At 65.4% G+C, this 24,893-nt stretch carries 14 protein-coding genes and 1 pseudogene; 2 read left to right on the top strand and 13 right to left on the bottom strand.

Going from position 1 to position 24,893, the window contains the following annotated elements:
* Positions 1 to 107: 107 nt before the first annotated feature.
* The 10 genes from Q8O14_14260 to Q8O14_14305 form a co-directional block, all read right to left on the bottom strand.
* On the bottom strand, positions 108 to 746 hold the full coding sequence (locus Q8O14_14260) for a transposase (protein ID MDP2361890.1): 639 nt from the start codon (positions 744 to 746) through the stop codon (positions 108 to 110).
* A 417-nt stretch (positions 747 to 1,163) separates the two neighbouring features.
* Positions 1,164 to 3,962 (bottom strand): hypothetical protein, encoded by a 2,799-nt coding sequence (locus Q8O14_14265; GenBank protein ID MDP2361891.1) that lies wholly within the window; start codon positions 3,960 to 3,962, stop codon positions 1,164 to 1,166.
* A gap of 11 nt (positions 3,963 to 3,973) precedes the next feature.
* Entirely contained in the window at positions 3,974 to 4,972 is a 999-nt protein-coding gene (locus Q8O14_14270; protein MDP2361892.1) for a PorV/PorQ family protein, read from the bottom strand.
* A gap of 19 nt (positions 4,973 to 4,991) precedes the next feature.
* Entirely contained in the window at positions 4,992 to 8,207 is a 3,216-nt protein-coding gene (locus tag Q8O14_14275; protein MDP2361893.1) for a hypothetical protein, read from the bottom strand.
* Positions 8,208 to 8,260: 53 nt separating this feature from the next.
* Positions 8,261 to 10,906, bottom strand: coding sequence for a right-handed parallel beta-helix repeat-containing protein (locus Q8O14_14280; protein MDP2361894.1), 2,646 nt, complete (start codon positions 10,904 to 10,906; stop codon positions 8,261 to 8,263).
* Positions 10,907 to 10,917: 11 nt separating this feature from the next.
* Positions 10,918 to 14,937: a TonB-dependent receptor gene (locus tag Q8O14_14285; GenBank protein MDP2361895.1), complete on the bottom strand. Its 4,020-nt coding sequence runs from the start codon at positions 14,935 to 14,937 to the stop codon at positions 10,918 to 10,920.
* A 374-nt stretch (positions 14,938 to 15,311) separates the two neighbouring features.
* Positions 15,312 to 16,382 (bottom strand): PilZ domain-containing protein, encoded by a 1,071-nt coding sequence (locus Q8O14_14290; protein MDP2361896.1) that lies wholly within the window; start codon positions 16,380 to 16,382, stop codon positions 15,312 to 15,314.
* Positions 16,383 to 16,449: 67 nt separating this feature from the next.
* Complete coding sequence (locus tag Q8O14_14295; protein MDP2361897.1) at positions 16,450 to 17,319, bottom strand: hypothetical protein; 870 nt, start codon at positions 17,317 to 17,319, stop codon at positions 16,450 to 16,452.
* The gene (locus Q8O14_14300; GenBank protein ID MDP2361898.1) at positions 17,316 to 18,503 is read right to left on the bottom strand and encodes a hypothetical protein; all 1,188 of its coding nucleotides are present in this window, start codon (positions 18,501 to 18,503) and stop codon (positions 17,316 to 17,318) included. The genes Q8O14_14295 and Q8O14_14300 overlap by 4 nt, the downstream gene beginning before the upstream one ends.
* Before the next feature lie 105 nt (positions 18,504 to 18,608).
* Positions 18,609 to 20,195, bottom strand: a complete 1,587-nt coding sequence (locus Q8O14_14305) for a sigma 54-interacting transcriptional regulator (GenBank protein ID MDP2361899.1) — start codon at positions 20,193 to 20,195, stop codon at positions 18,609 to 18,611.
* 202 nt (positions 20,196 to 20,397) lie between these two features.
* Here Q8O14_14305 and Q8O14_14310 point away from each other — a divergent pair, with 202 nt between their 5' ends.
* Entirely contained in the window at positions 20,398 to 21,795 is a 1,398-nt protein-coding gene (locus Q8O14_14310; protein MDP2361900.1) for a Mur ligase domain-containing protein, read from the top strand.
* A gap of 129 nt (positions 21,796 to 21,924) precedes the next feature.
* Positions 21,925 to 22,779 (top strand): diaminopimelate epimerase, encoded by an 855-nt coding sequence (gene dapF, locus Q8O14_14315; GenBank protein MDP2361901.1) that lies wholly within the window; start codon positions 21,925 to 21,927, stop codon positions 22,777 to 22,779.
* Here dapF and Q8O14_14320 read toward each other — a convergent pair.
* The 3 genes and pseudogenes from Q8O14_14320 to Q8O14_14330 form a co-directional block, all read right to left on the bottom strand.
* On the bottom strand, positions 22,722 to 23,039 hold the full coding sequence (locus tag Q8O14_14320; GenBank protein ID MDP2361902.1) for a CopG family transcriptional regulator: 318 nt from the start codon (positions 23,037 to 23,039) through the stop codon (positions 22,722 to 22,724). The genes dapF and Q8O14_14320 overlap by 58 nt on opposite strands.
* Positions 23,023 to 23,334 (bottom strand): annotated as a pseudogene (locus tag Q8O14_14325) (BrnT family toxin). The gene Q8O14_14320 and the pseudogene Q8O14_14325 overlap by 17 nt, the downstream one beginning before the upstream one ends.
* A 141-nt stretch (positions 23,335 to 23,475) precedes the next feature.
* A complete protein-coding gene (locus tag Q8O14_14330) occupies positions 23,476 to 24,882 on the bottom strand; it encodes an exopolysaccharide biosynthesis polyprenyl glycosylphosphotransferase (protein MDP2361903.1) in 1,407 nt (468 codons plus the stop codon).
* Positions 24,883 to 24,893 lie beyond the last annotated feature (11 nt).

The raw sequence follows: 24,893 nt of genomic DNA on the forward strand, positions 1-24,893 counted from the left end.
GGGCAACACCAGGGCAACACCAGGGCAACACCAGGGCGACACCAGGGCGACACCAGGGCGACACCAGGGCAACACCAGGGCAACACCAGGGCAAACATATCAGCTCTTCATGCCTCCGTGTACTGGCTTAAGCGCAAACCCGCCAACGGATCTGCAGCTTGACGACCATTTCCGTTCATCTTGAAGCGGGGGGACTCCTTGATGTACCGCTCCATGATGCGACGGTAAACCGCCTGTCGTTCGGACGAGTCCTTGCCCAGTTGCGCAATAACTGGATGTGGTGTCAGAAATGCGCTGCCAAGTCCTTCCGCCAGTGCTAGATAGCTTGTCCAGTCTGACTCGCGAGGATGTTCAACCACTCGCGCACGCCAAGGATTGGCATCTATGTACAAGTGTGTGTTGATGGCGTGGTCGTCCGATTCCACTGGGACCGTGGCATAGCGGTCATGCCAAAGTGGTCCCTGCCGACCTTTTGCTCTATTCAAGAGCATCGTATGGCGTCCAAGTAAAATCCGCATGGCCACTGCAAGTGCATTCTGTTCCCGGGCAGTCAACATCAGGTGCAAATGGTTATCCATCATGGCATATGCGTGGATCTCGACGCGCACCTGGTTTGCCAGTGATGCGAGCAATTGCCGGAAAGTCCCCCGGCTGTCATTGTCTACGAAGCAAATCTGTGGGGGAATGGCTTTTGCCGTGACATGGTGGGTCAGGTTGGCGGAAAGGGGTCTGCGTATGCGTGCCATGGTTCCTCCTTGGATTCCAGCGAAAGCCGAGGGGACCCATAATGTTTCCGTGCTTTGGCCATCACGACGCAAGGTTCTGGCAAGTGTCCAGAACTACGACAATCGACCCGTTCTTGCCTGGTCATGTCAAAGACCTGTTCCCTGAAGTTGTCAGATGTTGCTTAGACACCAGGGCGGCACCAGGGCAACACCAGGGCAACACCAGGGCAACACCAGGGCGGCACCAGGGCGACACCAGGGCGGCACCAGGGCGACACCAGGGCAACACCAGGGCAACACCAGGGCAACACCAGGGCAACACCAGGGCGACACCAGGGCGACACCAGGGCGACACCAGGGCGACACCAGGGCGGCAAAAAACGCCCCCACGTGACCTGATGGCCACGCGGGGGCGCCTGGCAGTCCAAGAGAACAAGGTCAGTCGACCACGTCCTGGATCTTCGGTGTGTAGAACTGGAAAAGGATGCCGCCCACGATGCCGCGCGCCCCGTCTCCCGCGTCGTACAACTGATAATCGGGCAGGGTGCCGCGATACATCATCTGCAGAGGGAAGTTGTTCCAGGCCGTGCGGAAGTTGGTGAAATAGGGATTGAAGTTGAGGCCGCCAAAGCTGCCCTGATAGGCCACGCTCTCCGTATAGAGGACCAGGGGCTTGCGATGCTTCGTCAAAATGGGTCGCCAGATGGCGTCCACGTTCACCTGCTGGCCCGGCACCCACCAATTGTCAGGATTGTCGATCCGCTGATGGTTGACGCGGATGAAAACCCGGCTGGTGCCGCTGATCACGCCACTTGTCACCGAGAAGGGATTGGCCCACATGCTATCCGGGCGGGAGACATTCCAACAGTCGACCGCCGTGGTGATCTGCATGCCCCAATAGTTGCGCGCCGCGTTCGGGATGTACAGCCAGCAACCGGTGGCATCCGGATTGGTGGAGTAGTTATCGAAGCGTGGCCGCTGCCCGTCGATGACAGTGTAGAAGTTCTCCGGCAGGTCCTCCTGCCGCGCCACGCGGAAGAACTCCAGGGTGTCGCGCTCGGCCAGCCCGGCGGTGTAGGAATCATAGGTGAAGGCTGCGATCGTGCCCAGGTTCTCGTTGATGGCGTTGGCCTCGATGAAGATGAGGCAGGAGTCGGGGGCCACCGGTCGGTAGGGATTGGCAGCGTTGTAGGTATAGAAGTTGCGGAAGGCGCCGTCCGCAATGCGCATGCTGTCCAGCAGCTCCGTCCGTGGCAACAGGGGGTACTGGCCGATGAATTCGGGCAGGCCGCGCCGCATGGCATCGATGCGGCCGTTGAAGAAGGTCGTGTTGATATCGTTGTAGGCCGCCAGGATGCCCATGTATTGGGCCAGGAAATCGCCGCCCCGCTCGTTCAGGGCCAGCGCATCCGTGGTCACGTTGGCGACCGGATCGTAGTTGAAGGTTCCCACCATGCTGGACCAGCCGCTCCAGAGAAGGGCGCCGCCCATGTCCAGGTAATCCATCCAGAAGCCCTTGGCGGGATTGCGGATCCACGCCCCGTTGGGATTGCCGCCGCCCGCCCCCGAGGCCCATTTGTCATCCAGGCAGATGACCACCCGGTATTGGCTGATGATGGAGAAGGGCAGCTGCAGCGGGAAGTCGCCATTGTCATAGCCCATCTTCCAATAGCGGCAATTGGCCGACTCGCCGATGTCGTGATGCCAGGTGACCGTGTAGTTCTGCTCCCGCTCATGCGCCGCCGGGGCATAACGCTTCACGTCGGGCATCACTTCCTCCACCAGGGAGCGGTAGTAGGCCATGTAGGCGTTGTCGTTGGCCAGGCCGATCGCCCCGGGACCGGAGTTCACGGGCGTGTAGTCCACCACCAGCACGTCCTTGGTCATGTTCAGCTGCTGGACCTTGAAGCGCATCCAGGCCGGCTTGTCGCACAACTCAAAGCCGTCGTCGCGACTGTACACGGCCAACTGGTAATAGCCCGTGGGCAGGTTGAAGAGCTCGATCTGGTTGTGACGGCTGAACCCGTCTTCGTCGAATTTGTGGATATCCACATCCAGCACGTTCTCCTCGCCCAGCGCAACGCGCGTGGAGTCGGTGAGGAGGGAGATGCCGTCGTCGATGGCCACCTGGCTGGCCGCCATCTTCTCCGCCACCAGCATGTCCGGAATCCTATTGAGCAGGAACTGGAACTGGAGCGGAATGGTGACGAGGGCCTGATCGTCGGGGTCGTTGCCCGCGACCAGGAAGCGCAGGCCGCGCCAGTTCTCCAGCGGCACGCTGGAGATGGGGATCTCATAGTAGGGGCTGACCTGGGCGCGCAGCTGCGAGACGGTGGTGGGGTCGGTCTCGATGTCCTCCCAGCCGATCACGTGCCGCGTGTATTCGCTGGGCTGGCTGACCCGGGTGTAGCCGTCCTTGTAATAGGCCATCCTCGGCGTGTTGGGCGCCCTGTTGCTGCGGTTGAAGACGCGCAGGGCCGGTGGCGAGACTGCGCCGTCATTGTCGATGGCCTGGAGGATGACCACGTGCTTCTGGATGCGGCCCAGGGCCGTGGTCAGGTTGATCACGGCGCTGGTGTTGACCGTCTGGTTCCAGTGCAGATCCTCGGTGCTGTCCTGCAGGGTCGGGTCGTTGGCGCTGACGCGCGCCAGCACGGCCGCCAGCCCGGCCTCGCTTTCATAGGCGTAGTCGAGGTAGCGGAAGGATTCCACGAAACCGTCCGCATCGCTGCCCTTCCAGAAGACCATGGGCGCGTAGGAATAAACGGGCCGGTACTCGAAGGTGCCGTCGATGATGTAGTTGTAGCCCAGCTTCCACTGGAAACCGGCCGTGTGCTGGATCCACAGGTAGCGCGGGATGTCCGGATCCAGGCGGAAGTTCGCCGCGGGGACCGGGCTCTGGGCGCCGGTGATGGGATCAACCTCCACGATTGAACCAATCGCCAGGATGAAAAAGAACTGGTAGCGGATCAGTTCGAACTTGGCCTCCGCGTTCAAGGCATAGGGCAACTGACGCCCCACCGCCTCGGCGAAGCCCGTGGTCGAATCGGGGAAGATGAAGGTGTAATTGGGGATGGAATAGGTCTGGCGGGCCTCGTCGGCGTCCTGCTGGTTGTTCACGAAGGACACGCTGGGGGCCTGGTTGGCGGAGACCGTCCCGTCGATCTTGCTGCAACCTGCGGCCAGGGCCAGCAGCAGGGCCAGCAGCGGGAGGCAGAAGAGGCGGATGTGCTTCATCTCTCGTTCTCCTAACGGGACCAGGTGAGGGTGATCATGTTGCGGCTTTCCAAGAAGCGGGAAGGCGCATAGGCGTAGTCGAGACCCATGGTGCCCCAGGCCTCATGGGTCCACTTGAAGCCGGCGCCCAGGCTCAGGCCATCGCTGGACAAGAGCGGATACTCGTAGCCGTCCCCCGGGTCGAAGTCCTCGAAGTCCTTCTCGTCAACGGCGTTGACCCTCTTGCCCAGACGCAGGAAGAACTGATCCTTGAATGCGTACTCGAAGCCCAGATTGATCTGTTCAACGTTGTCGCTGGGGTGGCCGAATTCGAAGGCGCCCTGCAGGAAATGCTCATCCCCCCGCGTGCCCATCAAATCCATCGAGACGCCGAACTTGAAGAGGATGGGCAGCGGGTACTCCTTCTCGATGAAGGCGAGGTCCGGCCCGAAGTTGGAGATGATCATCGCCAGCTTCATACTGCGCCAATGGGTGTCGTAATAGGTCCCCACGTCCGCCGCCCAGCCCGAGGCGTCGAACTCCATCGTGCTCTCATTGATGAACTTCAGCGTCAGGCCGGTGGAGAACTTGTCCGTCAGGCGTTTGGCCACGGTGGCGCCCAGAGCGAAGTCCAGGTAGTTGAACTGCCGGCCCGTGCCTTCCGGGCGCAGGGGCGTGGTCTCGTCCATCCAGCCGCTGTTGAGGAAGGTGAGGGAGAGGCCGTAGCTCGTGCCCTGCTCGGCCACGCCATAGACCACGCCCAGCCAGTTCTGGGTGACGCCCACGGGCAGGGCGTAATGGGTCATAGCCGCATGCCAGCCGTCCAGCTGGGTAAGGCCGCCCGGGTTGTAGTAGAGGGCGCTGACGTCCTCCGCCAGGGGCAGCAGGGCGTCGGCCATGCCCAGGCCGCGGGCGGTGGCGCTCAGCTTGAGGAACTGGGCGCCCGCCGTGCCGGCCTTGTTCTGGGCCTCGGCGGTCTGCAGCAGCGCCAAGGTCATGACCACGTATAGGACCGCTTGCCAGGATCTCATGGTTGGTCTCCTCAGTGCGCTACTTGATGATCACGAACTTGCCCGTGGAGATGTCGCCGCTCGAACCCGGCGTCTTGTCTTCCACGCTGAAGTAGTAGAGCCCGCTCGACACCTGCTGGAAATTGCGCGAGTTCAGGTCCCAGTGCTCGCTGTAGAGGGAGTTCCAGCGGGACCGGTCGCCCTCCACGTTGTGGGGCAGCATCTGCACAAGATCGCCCGCCACCGTGTAGATGCGGATGACGCACATCTCCGGCAAATTCATGAATTCGATGCGGCGGTCGCTCTGGGGGTACCAGTCCCGCGTGCCGTCGTCCTGGTTCTCCCACTGCAGGCCCTGGGGACTATTGCCCAGACTGTAGGGCTGGGTGTAGTCCACGTCCACGCGATAGGGGTTGGGCACCACCTTGACGGCGCGTCCGGGCACGCCGCTGGGCGCCTGGCGCAGGCTGTTGCAGCTCTGGGCGGTCTCCAGCGGCTCCGTGCCGGTCTGGTAGTCGCCGAAGTCGTAGGCCGACACGCTGTAATAGCGCGGGAAGAGGCTGTGCACCTGGGTCACGCGATAGCGGAACTCCACATCGTAGTTGCCGCGATCCCAAACGTTGTTGTACGCGCCGGCGTTGTCGGGCCGGTCCTCGAAGCGCTCGCCCAACACGGGATATCCCATTCCGCCGGACTGCGAGTAGAGGCGGCCGGTGCGCGGGTCGGCCGCGGGGCCATCCTGATGGAAGACTTCCGTGCCGCCCACCAGGAAATAGCGATGGCCGCCGCCCTCGATCCGCACGGCCACGGCGCCGTTGTGCGCTCCCGTCACGTCGTTGTAACCGGTGCCGGCCGACACCCACAGATCTTCGTTGATGTCGAGGAGGATGCCCTCCTGCAGCTCGCCGATGGGCACGGCGATATCGCGGAAGCCGGAGTTGTTGCCCACTTGCTGGCGCTCCCAGCCCCGGTTGCCCTCCCGCATGGGCAGGCTGCCCAGGGGCCCGTAGTCGGGCAGGGTGCGCAGGGCGTTCTCCTGGTCGAAGTAGGCGAAGTTGACGTTGTCGAACTCGTCCAGCAGGGAATACTCATTGTCCATGCTGGTGTTGCTCACCCAGATGCGGTAGCCCTCGAAGTCCTGCACGCGGCTGAAGGGATCCACGTAGTCGTCGGCCATGGACTCCCGGGTCCAGATCAAGTCGACGAAATCGTCGCCCGTCTCGATGCGCATGTCGGGGCAGGGGGGCGGGGGCGGACCCTGGAAGTCGGGGATGCCGTCCCCCAGGTCCAGGAAGCCGTTGTTGTTGAAGTGTCCGATGTACCAGTCGTCCACGTCGAAGCCGTGGGTGGAGAACTTGGGTCCGGCGTAGATGAGGAAGGAATCCTCCCGCATCTCATTGACGCCCACCTTGGTGAGGAAGTCCCAGAGGAAAGTGTCCTCGCTGAAATAGCCGCCCCAGATGGGTTGGTTGTTGGTCGTATCGATGAGGCCGTTGTTCTCCGTCCCGTCCTCGTCCGGCCCTTCGTAGATGATGGGCATGCCGCTCACGGGATGGATCAGCGTGCGGCCGAAGTAGCGCACCGTGTCGCCGATGGCCGGCGCCCAGAGGCCGTCCAGCCCCACGTCCTCGCCACCCCAGCCGTCCCCCTTGTCCAGGAGGCCGTCGCCGTCCGTGTCGTAGATGGGCGTGTCATACATCTCGTTGTCGTAGACGCGCTGGGCCCAGATGGCGTTGAAGTCGAAGTCGGTCCAGTCGAATTTGCTTGGATCGATGAAGCCTGTGCCGTCGCCCACCACGCCTGTCTGGGGGTTGCTGCGGTTGTGCAGGTTCTCCCCGGCCACGAAAGCCACGGTCATGATGAAGCTCTCGCCCGGGTTGAGGCGGTAGACGTTGATCCCGTTGCCGTCCGTGTAGTCGAAAACGCCCAGCGGCCCCCAGGACAGCAGGTAGCGGGTGTCGTCGCCGTCCACCCGGACACGCTCCGCCGGCCCCGGCATGAGCCAGGCCAGCTCGTCCGGGGTGACGCAGGGATGGTTGCCGGGGTTGGGCTGCGGGTCCGGCGGGTTGCTGGGGTTGATCAGGTACATGTCCGGATCGAACTCGCCGTTGGCCATCAGCTGATACTTGTGGATGTCCGCCAGCGGCGTGCCGTAGGTGCGGGTCCAGGTCATGTTCTGGCCGGCGATGAGGCATTCCGGGTGCTCGCCCCAATAGGACCAGGTGGGGCCGTAGTCCTGGTCGGCGGCGCTGTTGCTGTTCCACCAGTTGAAAGTGGTCTGCAGCATGGGATTGGGCGCCCGCAGAACGCGCGTGCCCACCACGTGGGGGCAGGTGAAGTTGGTGCCCACCGTCTCGTCGTGCTCGCGGCCGTCGTTGTCGGCGATGAAGGCGGCGTTGATCTGCACGTTCTGGCCGGAGACCGTGTCGTAGGCGAACTGGCGGAAGCCGCAGAAGTCGTCGGTGTGGTGAAGGCTCTCGTCCTTGTGGCCGATGTCGGCGTCCATGTAGAGGCCGACATAGAGGTTCTTCAGGAACTTGCGTCCCACGTTGGTGATCTTGAAGTCCACGATGATGAAATCCTGGGCGTAGGAGTAGGACCAGCTATGGCTGATCTGCTCCACTTCGATACCCAGGCTGATGTGGTTGCGGTCCTCCCCGTCGTAGCTGCGCCGCGTGACGACGGAGGGGTAGTTCTCCAGGGTGTCGGCGTAGTAGGCGATGAAGTCCTGCTCGGAGACCGACAGGCTGTCGTAGATGCTGGCGAGGGTGACGCAGTTGAGGCCGTTCTTCCGCGTCGAGATCTCCCGGATGCGGGCGTCATTGCCGCAGGTGGGATACAACTCGTTGACGTCGGGCTCCCAGCCCTCCGACCCGAAGGAGACGCGGGCCGTCTCCACGCCGTTGTCGTCCACGATCAGCGCGCCGATCCAGACCGAACCCTGGTAGAGGTATTGTTGGCCGGAGCCGGCGGGATACTCCGTCTGGGGCGCCCACACGCCGGGCAGGCAGGGGTCGTCCAGGGCGGCGCTGCGGGACTGGTCGTCATTGCCGAACCAGCCCTCGTTGGTCAGGTTGATCCACATCTTGCCGAAGCGGTGGACACGGTTGTCCAGCAGCGGCAGGCAGATGTCCGCCCCGCGCATCCCCTCGTCCTTCGGGGTGGCCTGGGGTTGGGGATCCATCGTCTTAGCCAGCAGGATGGTGCTGGCGGACGCCGCGATCAGCAAGCCCGGCAGCATCGCTCGTTTCATCATCGTGAGGCCTCCCATGAAGCCCGCTCGTGTGTGGCGGGCCCGAATCCGTCGCGCTACTGGACCACGACCCGGAAGGTGCCGCGATCCTCGCGGCGGTCCGCCCGCTGTTCATTGCCGTCCACCACCCGCACGTTGACCTGGAACTCGCCGGAGAAAGAGTTGGCGGGATTCAGGGTCAGGGTCGTCCCCGTGACGGTGAGCGAATGGCCGGAATCAATGCCGGTGACCACGTTGATCACCACCAGCTCGCCCGAGAAGGTGAGGGGATCTCCCTCCACGTCCGTGGCGTGCAGGGTCAACACCAGGTCGGGGCCACCCATGGCCATCGTCTGGTCGGGAATGGGGGTCAGCACCGGTGGATCGTTGACGGAGACCACGGTCAGGGTGGTGACTTCCGTGTCGCTGCCCTCGCTGTTGGTCACGGTGGTGGTGATCTGCGCCGTGCCGTGCCAGTCGGCGGCGGGGCGCAGGATGAGGTGATGACCCGTCAGCTCCACCCCCACGTTGGGCTCGCTGCTGGTGACGGAGAAGATGAAGTTGTCATCCCCCGTGAAGCTGATGGCGCCCAGCCACAGCTCCAGAGTGCCGTCTTCCAGGATCTGGCGGTTGCCGATGCTGCCCAGCACGGGTCCCGGATTGCTCAACTGCCCCGCGCTGCGGCCGATGTTGCGCGCCACGCCGCCCGCCTCGCAGTCGGCGATGGTCTGGCTGAAGCTCCAGTCGGAGGGCAGGCTGACGGTGGTCCACTGGTTGCAGGCGCCGATGTTCCAATTGTCGGGCAATGCGAGCGAGTCAGCGTACATCAGAGTCGAGTCGGCGCCGTCGTTGAAGTAGCGCCAGACGTTGGTGCCGCCGTTGCCGGAGAACCAATTGACGTTGACATTGGGGTTGTTGGTGTCCTGCCGCAGGCCGATCTGCGTCCCCACGATGCCCGTGGCAATGGGGGTGCCGGCGAAATCGTTGCCGGCGATCAAGTTGTAGCGGATGGAGGGATCGCTATTGGCGTCCAGCTTGATGCCGCCGTAGGCGTTGTCCACGATCGTGTTCTGCAGGATCTCCACCGCCGGCGCGGCGTGCAGCTTGATGCCGTAGAGGTGGCCCTGGGCGATCAGGTTGTTCTCGATCTGGCTGGAATAGCCCGTGTTGTAGAGAAAGATGCCGTAAGATCCGCAGCCGCGGATGTCACTGCGGGAAACCTTGCCCCGCGCCCCGTAGGCGAAGTAGACGGCGGACAGGCCGTTGCTCCGGAAGGTGCAGTCATCCACCCAGGCCATGCTGCCGGCCCCGTGGGCGGAGACGCCGTAGTTGGTGCCGTTCTGGAAGGTGCAGCCGCGCAGTTCCGCCACCGCGCCCCCGCGCAGCTCCACCATGCCGCCGGCGTTGATCCAGTCCTGCCCGCTGAAGCTGCTTTCCGTGCCATAGCGGAAGGTGCTGTTCTCGATGTGGATCGTTCCGCCGGCGTTGTTCTTGATGAACAGGCTCTTCCAGGCGGAATTGATCATGCGGTCGGCCGTCGGCTCGAAGGTGGCGCCGCTGATGCTGAGGCCGCCGTCGAACTCCAGACCGAAGTAACCGGCGAACTGCACGCGGGAACCCGTCATGCTGACCGGCTCGTGGCTGAAGGCGTCGCAGGTGACGGTGTAGGTGGTTCCCGTCAGGACCGGATTCTTGATGCGCTTGCGGATCTCGTTCTGGGCCTGGATGTACACGACGCAGCCCATGTCGGCCCGGTCCCCGTTGTCCCAGTCGTGGGCCGCCTGGATGCAGGGACTGCACGAGTTGAAGGACTGGAAGTCGGCGCTCAGGTCGTCGAACATGGCGTTCTGCATGGAGTTGCCGAAGCGGTCGACACGGTCGTTGTTCTCGTTGACGCGGTACACGTCGTTGCCGTTGCCGTCCGAGGAGAGGAGGTCCACGGCCAGGGCCTGGGTGTAGTCGATGATGGTCGAATCGCCGAAGGCCGTGCCCCACTGTGTTTCCGCGAAGATCGAGGAGTAGCGGATGGTGAGCGAGCTGTTGGCGGACACGTTGTTGCGGGCCACCAGACTGTCGCTCACCCAGTTCTCGAATTTCGTGTGGTTGCCCGTGTGGCTGGTGTCGAAGACGATGCCGCTGCCGTCGTTCTCATAGATGATGTTGGAACGCAGCTTCGGCAGGGCCGAACCTTGCAGGCTGATGCCGTTGTACTGGTTGCGCCAGACCAGGCAGTGCTCGATGGTGGGGCTGGCGTCGCGGCAGACCACGCCTGCCGTCTTCTCCGGGTCGGCGTTGTTGAACCTGGAGCCGAAGGCGACGATGGCGTAGCGCAGGATGGAGGCGTCGCTGCCGGGCCGGAAGACGATGCCCTGCCAGAGACCGTATTCCTCGTCGTCCTGGTAGCCCAGGAAGCGGATGGGCTGGCCCAACACGCCCTCCGCCGACAATGTCCCCTCGACATATAGACTGGTGCGGTCATGCATCCAGACATCCACCCCCGGTTGGATGGTGAGGGTCTGGCCGGCGGGGATCGTGACGTCCCCCGAGATATAGTAAGGCGAACCGGCTCTAGTCCAGGTGCCGCTCACCGTCCCGGTGGGGATTTCGGTGGTGTAGACGCGCGTGAGGCGCTGCTCTGCCTTCGTTCCCGTGCTGTCGTCGCTGCTGCAGGCAAGCATCAGGCAGGTCATCGCCGCCAGCAGCCAGGGCAGGTGTTTCTTCATGTTCGAGTCACCTAGAACTTGTAACCGAGACGCAGCAGTACGTTCCGACCCGCGCTGTACATGCGCGGATTGGCATCGTAGACAGCCTTGTTCGGATAATAGATGGGGTAGTCCGGATTCGCCGGGTGCATGGCCAAATAGGTCGTGCCCGTGGCGGAGTAGATGTTGCGCCAGTTCCGCTTGTTGAAGAGGTTGCGGATCTCCATGCCCGTCACGAACTGGTGACGCTTGCTCTTACCCACCCGGTAGTACTTCTCGAATCTGAAGTCCGTGTTCTCCGTCCAGGGCATGCGCTCGCTGTTGATGTCGATCTTGGCGTCGTTGTCGATGCCCTTGGTGTAGCGGCTGGGGGTGTAGGGACCGCCCGAGCCGTAGGAGCTGCTGAGGGAGAGCATCCAGTCGTCCGGCAGGCGGAGGCCGAAGAGCTCGGGGTAGTCGCCGTCATCGTAGAAGAGCGACCAGTAGGCGTTGATGGCGTGGGTCTGGTCCCAATCGAGCGGGTGCTCCTCGCGGTTGACGGGCACGCCCGCCACCCGCGCCTCCGCCGCCTCGCGGGCCGCGCTGGCCTTGCCGTAGGCGAAGCTCAACTCGTAGTTGAAGCTGACGCTGCTGTGGGCCGCGCCCCGCTCCACGCTCAGGTTGACGCCGCGGCTGCGGCCGTAGTCGCCGTTGGTGAACATGTCGATGGTGTAGCCCGGCGCCACTTCCACGCTGGTGGAGGTCACCTGGTCGAAAATGTCGCGGTAGTAGCCCTGGACGTTGATCGTGGTGCCCAGGTCGGGCAGGCGGGCCTCCACGCCGAACTGGTACTCCACCGTCTTCTCGTAGCTGAGGTTCGGGTTGCCCACGATGATGTTGTTGGCGCGGGCGCCCGTCGCCTCGCGGTAGTAGTACTGGTAGCTGGGCGCCTGGTAGAAGTGCCCATAATTGAAGTAGAGCTTGGCCTGGTCCGTGATGGGGTGGCTGATGCCCAGGCGCGGACTGAACCGGCTGGTTGAAGGATCGGCTTCCACGGCGCCCGGGTTGCCGGCGTTGGCATCCTCCCGCGTCTTGCTCACATAGGAGTCGTCGTGGATGAGGAAGTCGTAGCGGAGGCCGACCAGCACGTTGAGTCCCTCGAACTCCATCTTGTCGCGCAGGTACAGGGCGCCTTCCCAGGGCTTGCGCTCGTAGAAGTCGCGGAAGTTGCCGCGATCCGGATAAGGCGCGTCGGCGGGCAGCTTGATGAGGCCGTCATAGGGGATCTGCGGCTCCTCGATGGATTGCATCTCCATGTCGCGATAAAGCAGTTCGAAGCCCATGAGGGCGTCGTGGTGCTTGTTGAGCTGCACCTGGTACTCGGTCTTGAGGGACCAGGTGATGGAGCTGCGCTCCTGCCACAGGGCCTGGGTGTCGAAGGTCTCGGGATTCAGGAAGAAATCGTAGTAGCCCGGCTGGTTGTACTGGAAGCCCCATTCGGACAGGTAACGGGTGGAGTTGGTGATCCCGCCGTCCTGCACGCCGTTGGCGTTGTAATCCGTGAAGGGCTCCCACACGTCCCACTTGCGGTTGGGCGGATCCATGTAGCGGCCGCCCATGACCGCCATCAGGTCGGGATCCGAACTGCGTTCCCGCCAGGTCGCGCCCGCCGTTCCCTGCCGGTACAGGTCCTTGCCGCGTGGCCAGTCCGACCCGTTCATGTTCAAATTGTAGTGCTCGTAAACCACGGGACGGCTGACATCCACCACGCTGCCGTGGAAATGGGCGTTCTCGATCAGGTCATCCGGCGTCGTGGCGATGTTGCGGATGGCGCCGTAGAACTGGTGGTACTGCGAATAGGGATCATTGATGAAATCCGCATGCCGCGTGAATAGCTCGTACTCGTCGAAGATCCAGTTGGGACCATCGTAGCGGCCATTGAGGGTGGGTTCCGGCGGGTTGCCCCGCCCCCCGTTGGCCAGCCAGTTGGCATAGCGGCCTTCCGTGGAGGGCAGGTCGAAGAAGATCTCCCCCGGATCCCACAAGCCGTTGTATTGTCCGGTGACGGCATCCGGCTGGTCGATGAAGGGTTCGCCCGTGTCCCAGAACAGATCGCCGTCGACAAAGGGCTCACCCAGATCCTCGTTGTCGTCCCGCACATCCTTGAAGTTGATGCGGCCGTCGCGGTTGATGTCGTCGTAACCCTCGGCCCAATCCATCACGCCATTGCCGTTGAGGTCCTCGAAAGGCTCGCCCTCATCCCAGCTGCCGTTGCCGTTCAGGTCGGTGAAGGGCTCATGCCAGCCGTTCCAGCGTCCATCGCCGTTGACATCCTGGAAACGCTCGCCGTCCCAGCGGCCGTTGTGGTTGGTGTCCTGCTCCGGCGTCTGGGGCTCGGCGTCATCCCAGCGGCCATTGCCGTTGAGGTCCACAAAGGGGTCCCAGGGATCGTACCCGGGATTGTTCACGCCCGTGGCCGGATTGGGGATGTTGGTGTAGGGCTCCGCGGCATCGTAGATGCCGTTGCCGTTGAGATCGATCCAATCCTCGCCCCGGTCCCAGCGGCCGTTGCGGTTGAGGTCCTCGTAGCCCTCGGAGAAAATGGGGTTGCCGTTGCCGTCGTAGTAGAAGCCGTCATAAGCGCCGTTGTTGTTGGCGTCCACGTAGCCGTCGAAATAGCCATTGCCGTCCAGGTCCTGGTAGCCCAGGAAGGCGGTCTTGTCATCCTCCTGCGCCCGCTGCTGGGCCGAGAACTCCAGCATGAAATCGCCCGGCTGGCGGTTGGCGGGCGTGATCAGGGTCCTCTGTTCACTCCGGTACAGCACCGCCTCGAAGGAGGAACTCTGTCCAACGGCGAGGAAGGAGTTCTGCGGGATGGCCGTCGTGTAGGTCAGCGAGAGGGCGTTGCGGTTCACCTCCGCCCGCGGCCGGTTGCGCACATTGTAGAGGTAGGGGTAGCCGTAGTTGCCGCTGGCCGCGCCTTCGCCCTCCGGATAGAGATCCCACTTGCGGTAGTAGCGCTCGCCGAAGATCTTCAGCTTCGAGGCGCTGGTGAGCGGGAAGGCCAGGTTGACACTGGCCTGATACTCGTTCTTCTGCCGCTCGGGCAGGTCGAGACCCAGGTTCAAGTAGTCCGAGCTGCCCCGGTCGATGTCGTAGGGCAGGTAGGTGTCGGTGAGGGCGGCCCTTCCACTGAAAAAGAAGGTGGCGCGCCGGTACTTCTCCACGCCCTGCTGGAAGGGCAGGGGACCACCATAATTGAAGGACATCTGGTCGGTGTTGAAGGAGAACTTGTCGAAGGGCTGGTCCGTCAGCCATTCGCCCTTGCCGTGGTAGGCGTCGTTGTCGCCTTCCTTGGTGCTCACCTTGATGACCGCCGCCTGTGCCTGGCCGTACTCCGGCCCGAAGCCGCCCGACAGGACATCCAGATTTTCAATATTGGCCACGTCCAGGTTGACGAAGTTCTGCCCGCCCACCAGCGGGTCGCGGGCGTCAATGCCGTTGATGACGAACTTCGTCTCCGTGTCGCGACCACCGCGGGCGTGCAGCTTGCCCTCGTCGTCCACCTTGAAGCCGGGCATCTTTTTGATGATGTCGGCGGCTTCCGTGACGGCGGAGCGGCCGATGTCCTCCGCGCTCACGGTGAGCGTCTGGCCCGCCTGGTCCAGCTTGATGGCCTTCTTCTCGGCCACCACGGTCACGTCTTCCAGCTTGATGCTGCTGCCCGTGAGCTTGATCACCTTGAGATCGGTGGTGAGGTCGCGCGTGACCACCACGCCCGTCACGGTGATGGTGTGGTAGCCGGCGTAGGAGATCTCCACGTCGTAACTGCCAATGGCGACGTGGGAGATGAGGAAGGCGCCGTCCAGATCGGTGGCGGCACCCTTCTTCGGCTGCGACTCCAGCACGATGACGTTGGCGCCCACCATGGCCTCCCCCGTCTCGGAGTCGACAACCTTTCCCCTGATCTTACCTGTGTCCGCGGCGTGGCCCGTCCCGACGGCGAGAAGGGCGATCAGCATGATGGCCAGCCATTTGGGCGGGCGGAGACGAATGTGGGACCAACCCTTCATTCTGCACTCCAGCTGTCTTTGATTGTGAGAAGCGTGACAAGCAGCACCCAACCTACCAAATGGCCCATCTGAAAGCAACCATGTAGCCAAGCGGCAGGGCGTGGCTAAGCGATTGAATCACAATCGTTTAGCCCTCAATCCTCTCTGGTCTGGACTGTCCGCGAAAATCGTGCCAGCATCCAGTCCACGCATCATTATTTATGGATTATAAACATCATTCACAGAACGCTGGTCTCATCCAACAGGGCCAATTCCGTCCCATGTCTGGCGTGGGATCGGCCGCAAAGGTGCCCTTGGGCGCGCTTGACAGGTGTAAGAAGAACTGGTCGGTCGGCCACTCGGCCATGCGGGGGAGGCGAAACGGCCGCCCATCCTTAGGTGCGGTTCTGCACGACCACCGGTCCGGAATCGACCAAGGGTTCCATGCCGGCCTGTTCCCGGTAGAGCAGGAACAGGTTGCGGATGATCAGCTCCTGGTCGCCCGGATCCAGGTTTCGGAAGACGACATGCAGGCGGGAGAACTCGCGGTTGGTGGTGACATGCAACACCTCCCCCTGGACCTCATGGAGAGTCCGCGAAGGCAGGTGCAAGGTGAAGACGATGATGGAGCCCCGAGGCGGGGGGGAGGTGGTGACGATGGCGGTGCCATTGCCCGACAGGTTGATCAGCCGGCCCTGGCGGGCCTCCGGCGCCGAGCGCAATCCCGCTTCATGGGTGGCGCCGGCTTCGGCCAGGACGTGGTAGGCCAGTTCCATGTCCAGATCAACGCGCCAGAACTCGCGCAGTTGGCGGACCTTGAAGTTCCCGGGGGCGCAATGGCTGGTGAGGAGGTGGCCCTCGCCCACCTCGCGCAGCTCCACGATGGCATGGTACATGGCCTCGGGCCTCGGATAGAACAGGCTGGCCCGGTCCCCGGGCTTGCCCCGGAAAGGGGCGGTTCCCCGCCGGGCCAGACGCAGGCCCTGCATGCCCGCCTCCGTCACGAGGCAGGGTGTCGCCTCCTGTCCCGTCTGGTGCAGCACGAGGTTGAGGCTGGTGCCGGCCACCAGGTCCCTGGTGCTGTGGGGAATGAAGACATGAGGAGTGTCGGGGTAGGCCAGTTCCTTGATCCGTCCCAGCCTGGCCTGCAATTGGGGGGACTGATCCAGTTCCGGCAGGCTGTCCAGCCAGGCGTGGAAGAGGCTGACGTTCTCCAGAAGGCGGTGGGGCTGCCCGGGGCAGGTGGCGGCGATGGCGCTCTCCACCAGCCGCCAGTCATCGCTCGACAGGCCCTGGGCCTGCAGCCGGCGGCGGATCCGGCCCAGGCGGCGCCGTTCACCCAACTGGCGGGTCGCCACATGCCAAAGCACGGGCAGGAGCAGGGCGGCCATGACCAGCAGGATGAGCAGCCACACGGCCCCCTCGAAAGAACCGCGGAAACTTTGCTGGATCATCTGCCAGTCCATCGGACTCCCATAGACATGATCGGCGGACATGACTCTATCGGCTTGCCGGCCACGGTCTTTACCAACGTCAGGGCATGAGACGGGATGCGGTCCGGATATCCAGGCTGGTCGCGGAGCGGGCGATCCACGTGGCGCTGCTGTCCACCACCTCGATCGTCATCCGGGTCTCCAGGAGGTTGGCGGCCGTGAATCGTCGGCGCAGGTCGAAGTCGATGCGGCCGCTGCCTTCACCCTCCAGGGACAAGGTCGCCCCAGCGTTGGGCGGGTCGATCTCCAGCTCAACCTTCACGTCGAAGATGGCCAGGTCGTCCACCACCGTCCGTAGCGTGACCGTGCGCAATTCGCGCCAAGCCACCGGCCACTGGCCGATCATCGTCTCCTGGCGGCTTTCCTCCCGCCAACCCTGTCCCGGCATCAGGCGCCTGGTGCTGTCGCTGAGGGACGAACCCAGGAGCAGCATGGTGGAGTGCAGATAGGCGGCGGCCTCCGGCAGGGGCAGGACCTGCACGGTCCAGCCGCTGTCCACCATCGCCGGGGCCGACCACAGGCTGTCCTTGATCCCTTCCCAGTCCAGCCGGCGGGTGGCCGTTTCGTAGCGGCCCAGGCCCAGGCAGCCCGTCAGGTTCACGCGGACCCGCTCGTCGGGCAGGGAGACGCGATAGAGGGGCACCTCCAGCTCCACCGGACAGATCCCGTCCGTGGCCGGATCCACCCGCAGGAGTGAGCGCGTGGTCATCTCCTGCCGCTGCTCCCGTCCCATGGGGCGCAGCTCGCCACCCGGCCCTTCCACGTGGAGGGACCGCTCGCTCCTCATGTGCGCCGTGATGGTGTATTCCGTGCCGGGCAGGAAGTGCCGCTCGATCAGGGCCGGATCGGCCTCCCGCCGGCAAGCGGCCGTGAGCAGGAGGAGAATCGCCAGGGAAAGGGCTGCCCTCATGACGCGCGCCGCCGGGTCCACAGTCGTGAGCCCAGGTCACGGCAGGCCCCGGCAAAGGCGGGATCCTGTTCGAGCCGATCCAGGAAGAGGACGACGACGCTGGCCACCAGCATGGAGAGCAAGCCGGCGGTGAGCACCATGATCGTCCGTTTCGGCTTGATGCGCTTCTCCGCCACCACGGGCGGATCCAGCACCTCGAGGACGGGGATGTCGTTCACTTCGTCCAGCTTGGCCTGCTCCAGCTGGGGCAGCATGAAGAGCAGTTTCTTGTTGGCGATCTCCAGCTCACGCTTCAGGCGCAGATGGTCCATCGTGGCGGCGGGCAGCTGGCTGAGGGCGAGGGACAGCTCCCCGCCTCCGCTCTCCCATGATTTGCGTAGCTGGGCACGCAAGGCCGCCAATTCCCCCTCCGTCGTCCTCACCAAGGGATGATCCTCGCCGAAGTTCGTGCGGGCCACCCGCAGTTCCAGCTCCTTGATCGCCTCCCGCGTCTTGATCTCGCTGTACTCGCCGAGCAGGGCCCGGCCCTGCTCCACCGGCTCCAGCAGGCGGCTGGACTGCTGGAACGCCGTCATCGCGTGCTCCAGCGAATCAAGCTCCTGGCGGATCATGCCCACCTCGCGCTCGGCGAACTGGCGGTTGTTGCGGGCCCGTTTTGTCTTGAGGTCGTGGTTGAGGGCCTCCAGGCGCTCCACCAGCCACACCGCCATGCGATGGGCCAGCTCCGGATCGCGATCGCGCACGCCAAGCACGATCATGCCGCTCTCGAAATCCATCTCCGCGCTGACGCGCTTGCCGACCGCCTTGAGCAGGTCCTCGATCTTGGCCGATTTCATCTTGTAGTGCTCGCGTAGGCCGAACTGGCGGATCAGCTCCTCATGAACCTGCCGGCTGTTGAGCAGCACCACGAAATAGCCACCGTGCGCATCGCCGCCCATGCCTCCGGCCAGGCCGCCGAGCAGGTCGCCCATGGGCAGGTCGCCAAGGATGCCGGAAATCAGGCTGGTGCTGCCCGAGGGCGGCGCGATGACGGCGCGCGACTCGAAGGTCTTCGTCATGACCAGACTGTACACGGCCGTGATGCCGCAACTGAGCAGGACGATCCAGAGCACGAGGGACTTGTGCGCCGCCAAGAGCAGCAGGAAGCGCAGGACGGGCGTGGTGGATGGGGTTGGATTCTGCACGATGGGAGGTTGACCCCTTGATTTGAGCTTGGGAGGCATGCGCTTGCCCCTCAATCAGAAGGTAGAATTGACCTCCAAGAGCGGCAAGGCGGAGGCCGGCGGCGCTCAAAGTCCCCGCCCGGTGGCGCCCTTGAGTCGTGCATACAGGGTGGGCAGGCTGATCCCCAACCGCGCGGCGGCCAGCCGCTTGTTCTGGCCGGTGAGCGCTAGGGCCGCCTGGATGTGACGCCATTCAAAGCGGGCCAGCGCCTCGCGCAGGGGCAAGTCGCCCAACTCCACCCGCAGGTCCTTCCCCGACTCCGTCTTGCCCGCCGCATCCGCCCCGGCCGGCGGCAGGGCGCGCAGCTCGGACAGGATCTCATCCGACGCCAGCGGAGCCAGGCGGTGCATCAAGTGGCGCAGCTGCCGCAGATTGCCAGGCCAGGCCGCCCGTGCCAGCGTGACCAAGGTCGCCGGCGAGCAGGCCGCATGACGCAGAGGGTCCGCCACGCCCGCCTCATGAAGGAAGGCCCGGGCCAGGAGGGGCAGGTCGTCCAGGCGGCGCGCCAGGGGCGGCACCTCGATCACCCGACCGGCCACGCGGTGCAGGAGATCCTGCCGGAAGCCGACTCCCAGTTTTTCCGCCTCGCAGGTGGCCGCCGCCACGCGAAGCTCCACCCGGCGCTCCCGCGCCTCGCCCACCCGTCGGTAGACGCCATCTTCAAGGAAACGCAGGAGACGGGCCTGGACGGAGGGGGGCAGGGCGCCAAACTCGTCCAGGAACAGGAGGCCGCCCTCCGCCTGGGCGACCAGGCCCTCCCGCTCCACTGCCCCGGTGAAAGCGCCGCGCACGGAGCCGAAGAGTTCGGCCTCGGCCAGCGCCTCGCCCAGTCCGGCGCAATTGACGGCCACCAGGGGGCGACCCTCCGGATAGGCCAACTGATGCAGGTAGGCCACCGCCAGCTCCTTGCCGGTGCCCGTCTCGCCCACAAGGAGAAGGGGCAGGCGGTCGGCGGCGGCTTGGCGCAAGCGCCGGAGCAACTCCAGGAAGGGGGCGGAAGCGCCCACCATCCGTCCGTGGCGGTGGCAGGCCAGGAAACAGGCTTCGCGCCGGCGCAGGCGCTCCTGCTCCCGGTTGTGCCCGGGTCCGGATCCGGGTCTCGCCTCAGCCACGCCTGAGCCGCGCCAGACTCCGAGTCCCGCCACCTGGCTCAGGCCCTCATCCGCCAGGTGGGCCAGGGCCGCCCAATGCCCATCCCGCGCCTGGCGCCGCGCCTCCCCGAAGAGGGGGGCCGCCTCCCGGGGCCGCCCCTCCGCCAGCAGGCGCCATCCCTGGCAGCAGGCCACAAGGGCGCTGTTCCCGCACGGGGACGGCAAAGTCCTCTCCAGCCGGCGACAGGCCTCGGCGAAGGGAAGGGTGGACCATTCCCGCCACCGGCGAAGATCGTCCGCCAGGGCCGACGGCACCTCGGCGCCATCCGCCGCCATGCCGTCGACATAGTCCAGGAAGGGGTCCGCCCGTCCATCCCAGAGCGCGCCGAGGACGTGCGCGAGCAAGGGTGCGGTCGCCTCCGGGGCGGTCCGCCTTCCCTGGCTCAGGGCCTCCAGGAGAGGCAAAAAGCCGCGGCGGTGCAGCTCCGCCCCGTGGCGCTCCAACAGCCAGGCGGTCAGCAGGGGGGCGCCTCCGTTCAGCCAGTCGAATCCACTCTTCATGCCAGCTCCACGCTCTTCGGGCGGGACAACACCCCGGCGGCGGGCCGCAGGTTTCCGCCCGGACGGTGGATTTTGATCCAGACGGAGGCGTTGTCCAGAACGGCGGACCATCCGGCGCGGGGCGGACCGCGCTGAAGCCCTATCTTCGCCGTCGCCGCCCGGCGCGGGCGGCGCATGTCCATCCGGCAGGACAGGAGCAGGCGTGACTCTTCACGGTCTTCCCATGCGCATCCATTTCGCCGGCATCGGCGGCGCCGGCATGAACGGCCTGGCCCGGGTCCTCCACGAGGCGGGGCACCAGGTGAGCGGCAGCGACCGCGAGCGCACGCCGGTGGTGGAGGAACTGCTGGCCGCCGGCATTCCCGTCCGCCTCCAGCAAAACGACCTGCCCGAGGAGACGGACCTGGTCGTGCGCACCGCCGCCATGACCCTGGCTCATCCCGAGTTGGCCGCGGCCCTGGCCCGTGGTCTGCCCGTCCTGCGCCGGGCCGAGCTGCTCGCCCGGCTCTGCGAGACGCCGGTGGCGGTGGCGGTGGCGGGCACCCACGGCAAGACGACGATCACGGCGATGATGGCCCGCCTGCTCCAGGACTGCGCCCCGGATGCCGGCTGGTTCATCGGCGGCACCCATGACCGGCTGCCGCCGGCCAGGCTGGGGGAGGGGCAGGTCCGCGTTTGCGAGGCGGACGAGTTCGATCGCAGCTTTCTCGAGTTGCACCCCACGCATCTGGTGCTGGGGGCCGTGGACTGGGACCATGCCGACATCTACCCCACCCGCAAGCTGATGGAGGAGGCCTTCGACCAGCTGGCGGAGCAGATCCGTGGCGGGGCGCCCATCATCCAGCAGCTGGGCGCGGGCGCCCTGGGCGGGCGACCCTATCTGCCGGCCTGCGTGCGCCAGGGGCGGCGGCGGCGCCTGACGGTGGGCGAGGAACGGACGGCGGACCTGCGCGTGGTGCCCCGCGGCGGGGCGGGCAACGCCTTCGATCTGCTCGGCCGGCTGGAAGGCCAAGCGCCGCTGCGCCTCTCCGTCCGGCTGGGGCTGCCCGGCGCCCATAACCGGCTCAATGCGGCCACGGCGCTGGGCTGGCTCCTGTTCGGCGAGTGGGGCCGTACGATCAATCCCGCCCGGGCGGCGGCGGCCCTGGAGGGTTTCTCCGGCCTGCACCGGCGCTTCCAGTTGGTGGCGGTCAGCGGGCGGCGACGCCTCTACGACGACTACGCCCATCACCCCAGCGAGATCGCCGCCTTCATCCAGGGGCTGCGGGAAATCGGCTCCGGGCCGGTGACGGTGATCCACCAGCCACACACCTTCAGCCGGGTGCGGGCCTTTGCCCAGGCCACGGGCGAGGCGCTGGGCGCCGCCGACCGCGCCATCCTCTGGCCGGTCTTCGCCGCCCGCGAATTGCCGGCGGACGGCATCAGCCACCGCAGCATCCTGCCCTGGCTGATGGCTCCGCGCAGCCTGGCGGTCGATTCGGCGGCGGAGCTGGTCGCGGAGCTGGAAGACCGCCTGGCCGATGACGAGATCGTGGCCACGGTGGGCGCGGGGGACCTCTACAAGCTGCACGGCGAGCTGACGAGGATCCTGGGCAGATGATCCGACCTGTTGACGTCTTCAGGGACCACGGTCGGGAGGATTCGGGAGGTCGATCCCGATTGCGATAGCGATCCCGATCCCGATCCCGAGAACGATAGTGATCCCGATGGCGATAGCGTTTGGGGAATCATGGAACTTCTCTTCACCAAGCTCAGCGCCTGCGGCAACGACTTCGTCGCCGTGGACCACCGCGACCGGCGCTTCGACGGGCGCGAGGCGCCGCTGGCCCGCTGGCTCTGCGAGCGGCGGCTGGGGGCCGGGGCCGACGGCCTTCTGCTGGTGGAGGAGGATCCCGCCGCCGACTTCCGCATGCGCATTTTCAACCCCGACGGCAGCGAGGCCCGCATGTGCGGCAACGGGGCCCGCGCCTGTGCCCGCTTCGCCGCCGGCCTGGGCCTGGGCCGCGGTGAAGAGCTGTCCTTCAGCACCCGCGCCGGTTTGCAGCGCGCCCGGCTGGAGTCCGGCAACCGCAGCCGCCTGTGGCTGAGTCCGCCCGAGGCGCGCGGCCTGGGCGAGAAAGCCCTCGCCGCCGACGCCAGCCTGCCACCCCTCCTGCGTGGCGCCCTCTTGCTGGGCTTCATCCGGGTGGGCGTGCCCCATCTGGTCTGCGCGGTGTCCGGCGACCTGGAGGCATTCCCCATCGCCGAGGTCGGCCCCCTGCTTCGTTTCCATCCCGCCTACGCGCCGGAGGGCGTCAACGTCATGTTCGCCCGCCGCCTGGGCGACGACCTGGTCCACCTGCGGGCCTGGGAGAAAGGGGTCGAGGGCGAGACCTGGGGCTGCGGCACAGGGGCCGTGGCCAGTTGCCTGCTGCTCGAGGAGGAGGAGGCGCTGCGCTGGCCGGTGACGGTGCGCATGGCGGGCGGCGACCTGGTCGTCCTGCGCGAGGGGGGCGAGTTGAGCTTCACCGGGGAGATCCACGAGGCCTACCGGGCCGTGGCCACTCTCCCCTCGCGTGTACTGCGGGCTTCCCCCCCAGCCTGAAGCGGCGCTTCCTCCTGCGTGGACGAGCCATCGGCATGGGCTGCCTGATACGCGTCCAGCAATCGCCGGATCATTCGCTGGTACTGGGTGTGGTGCTTCCTGGCCTCGGCTTTGAAGAAGTCGACGCTGGCGCGGCTGAGCACCAGGGTGACTTTGACGCTCTCCTCGCGAAAGGCCAACTCGTCCGGCGGTGGCAGAAAGTCCCTGATGGCCTGAAGCCGCCCGCGCGGCTCCTCTCCGGAAACGGTTCTCGAAGTCATACAGTGCCTTCCCCTTCCTCCAGAACCCGGCGCCGATAATGCGGATCACTTCATCACGTATCGTGAATCTCACCGTGAGAATGCCCCGCTTGGTTTGCCCGATGCAATACAAGCGGTCCTCATCCCGGCTGTGGCCAAGGTCCCGGGCAATCACGCGCCGCGGATCCAGGAAGGCCATTTGGGCCTCCGCAAAGGACACCCCGTGCTTGGCGTGGTTCGCCTCATCCTTGTTGTCATCCCAATCGAAGCGCACAGCGTCGGCCTCATCATAAGGCAAAACCAGCAATTCCGCCATAATTTTTTATGGCGATCAAGCTCTGCCTTGCCAACGCCAATTGGGGCTGAGTGGATGCTGGAAAGCGGGGCTTACCAGAAGAGAAGGCGAGAAGTGTCCGATGGATCCAGCAGGCCGGGCGAGCGAGCAGGCAGCCAGTGCTTAATAGGCTCCCTCCTTGGACACCAGCACGGTCAGGGTCTTGAGGATGATGCGAAAGTCCAGCCAGATGGACCAGTTGCGGATGTAGTACATGTCCAGCTTGACGCGGTCGTCGAAATCCAGGTCGCCGCGTCCGCTCACCTGCCACAGGCCGGTCAGGCCCGGCCGCACGCTCATGCGGTTCTGTTGCCAGACCGTGTACTTGTCGAATTCCACCTCGCTGATGGGCCGCGGCCCCACCAGTGACATGTCGCCCAGCAGCACGTTGACGATCTGGGGCAGCTCGTCCAGGGAGAACTTGCGCAGCACGCGCCCCACCGGCGTGATGCGCGGGTCGTGGCGCAACTTGCACTGGGCCTCCCACTCGGCGCGGGCGGCCGGGTCGGCGGCCAGGAGGCGTTCCAGCACCTCGTCGGCGTTGGTCACCATGGTGCGGAACTTGTTGAGGAAAATGTACTTCATCCCCACCCCGAAGCGGCGATGGCGGTAGATGGCGGGGCCGGGGCTGCTCAGTTTGACGGCCAGCCAGATGGCCGCCATCAAGGGGCCCAGCACCACCAGGCCGACCAGGGCGCCCACAATGTCCACGGCGCGCTTGAGGCCCGCATTGAAAGGGCTGCGCAATCCCTGGTTGAAGAGCAGGACCGGCTGGCCGCCCACCCGGCCGATCTCCACCTCGGCGATGTCCAGCACGGCGACGTCTGGCAGGATGTAGAGCTGGGGCACGCGCCCCACCGACTGGCGCAGAAGCTCGCCCAGCTCGTCACGGGACAGGCGCGGCGCGCAGATGAGCAGCTGCCGCACGTGATCCCGCGCCACCACCGCGGCCAGGGAGTCCAGGCCACCCATCACCGGCAGCGGGTAGGCCGCCGCCGCGGGCGCTTGGCCCGGCAGCTCCAGCACGCCCACCACGCCCAGGGCCCGGCAGGTGCGTTCCCACTTGGGAAGGCTGAAGAAGAGGCCCAGGCCCTGGGGGTTGCCCGCGATGAGCGCCCGCCGCAGGGCCGAGAGACGCCCGATGAGGGCGGACTGGAGCAGGGCGCGGCCCAGGGGCACCAGCGCCAGGGCGATCAGCAGGCCCAGGATGAGGCCGTTGACGGGCAGGGCCAGGCGGAAGAGGAAGAGGGGCAGCGCCAAGAGCAGGGCGCTACGGGCCAGGGCGCGCAGGGCGGCGAAGTAGCTGTCCCAGGGATCCCGCACATCCAGTCGGAAGAGGCCCTCCTGCCAGGCAAGGATCATCCACAACACACATTGAAACAGGAAGATGCGCAGGGCGGCGGCCCAGGCGGCGCCGTCCGCCACCGCCACCAGCTCCGGCCGCGCCAGCGTCATTCCGGCCAGCAGGGCGGTCGCCAGGATGAGCAGATCCACCACCAGCAGCAGCAGTCTGAGAAGAAGGGACCGCATCAGCGCTCCGC

Source organism: bacterium, from assembly GCA_030685015.1.
Classification (GTDB): Bacteria; CAIWAD01; CAIWAD01; order CAIWAD01; family CAIWAD01; genus CAIWAD01.

Coding starts and splice junctions, on each gene's coding strand:
- Q8O14_14260 (MDP2361890.1), bottom strand. CDS start 746: ATGGCACGCATACGCAGACCCCTTTCCGCCAACCTGACCCACCATGTC.
- Q8O14_14265 (MDP2361891.1), bottom strand. CDS start 3,962: ATGAAGCACATCCGCCTCTTCTGCCTCCCGCTGCTGGCCCTGCTGCTG.
- Q8O14_14270 (MDP2361892.1), bottom strand. CDS start 4,972: ATGAGATCCTGGCAAGCGGTCCTATACGTGGTCATGACCTTGGCGCTG.
- Q8O14_14275 (MDP2361893.1), bottom strand. CDS start 8,207: ATGATGAAACGAGCGATGCTGCCGGGCTTGCTGATCGCGGCGTCCGCC.
- Q8O14_14280 (MDP2361894.1), bottom strand. CDS start 10,906: ATGAAGAAACACCTGCCCTGGCTGCTGGCGGCGATGACCTGCCTGATG.
- Q8O14_14285 (MDP2361895.1), bottom strand. CDS start 14,937: ATGAAGGGTTGGTCCCACATTCGTCTCCGCCCGCCCAAATGGCTGGCC.
- Q8O14_14290 (MDP2361896.1), bottom strand. CDS start 16,382: ATGGACTGGCAGATGATCCAGCAAAGTTTCCGCGGTTCTTTCGAGGGG.
- Q8O14_14295 (MDP2361897.1), bottom strand. CDS start 17,319: ATGAGGGCAGCCCTTTCCCTGGCGATTCTCCTCCTGCTCACGGCCGCT.
- Q8O14_14305 (MDP2361899.1), bottom strand. CDS start 20,195: ATGAAGAGTGGATTCGACTGGCTGAACGGAGGCGCCCCCCTGCTGACC.
- dapF (MDP2361901.1), top strand. CDS start 21,925: ATGGAACTTCTCTTCACCAAGCTCAGCGCCTGCGGCAACGACTTCGTC.
- Q8O14_14320 (MDP2361902.1), bottom strand. CDS start 23,039: ATGACTTCGAGAACCGTTTCCGGAGAGGAGCCGCGCGGGCGGCTTCAG.
- Q8O14_14330 (MDP2361903.1), bottom strand. CDS start 24,882: ATGCGGTCCCTTCTTCTCAGACTGCTGCTGCTGGTGGTGGATCTGCTC.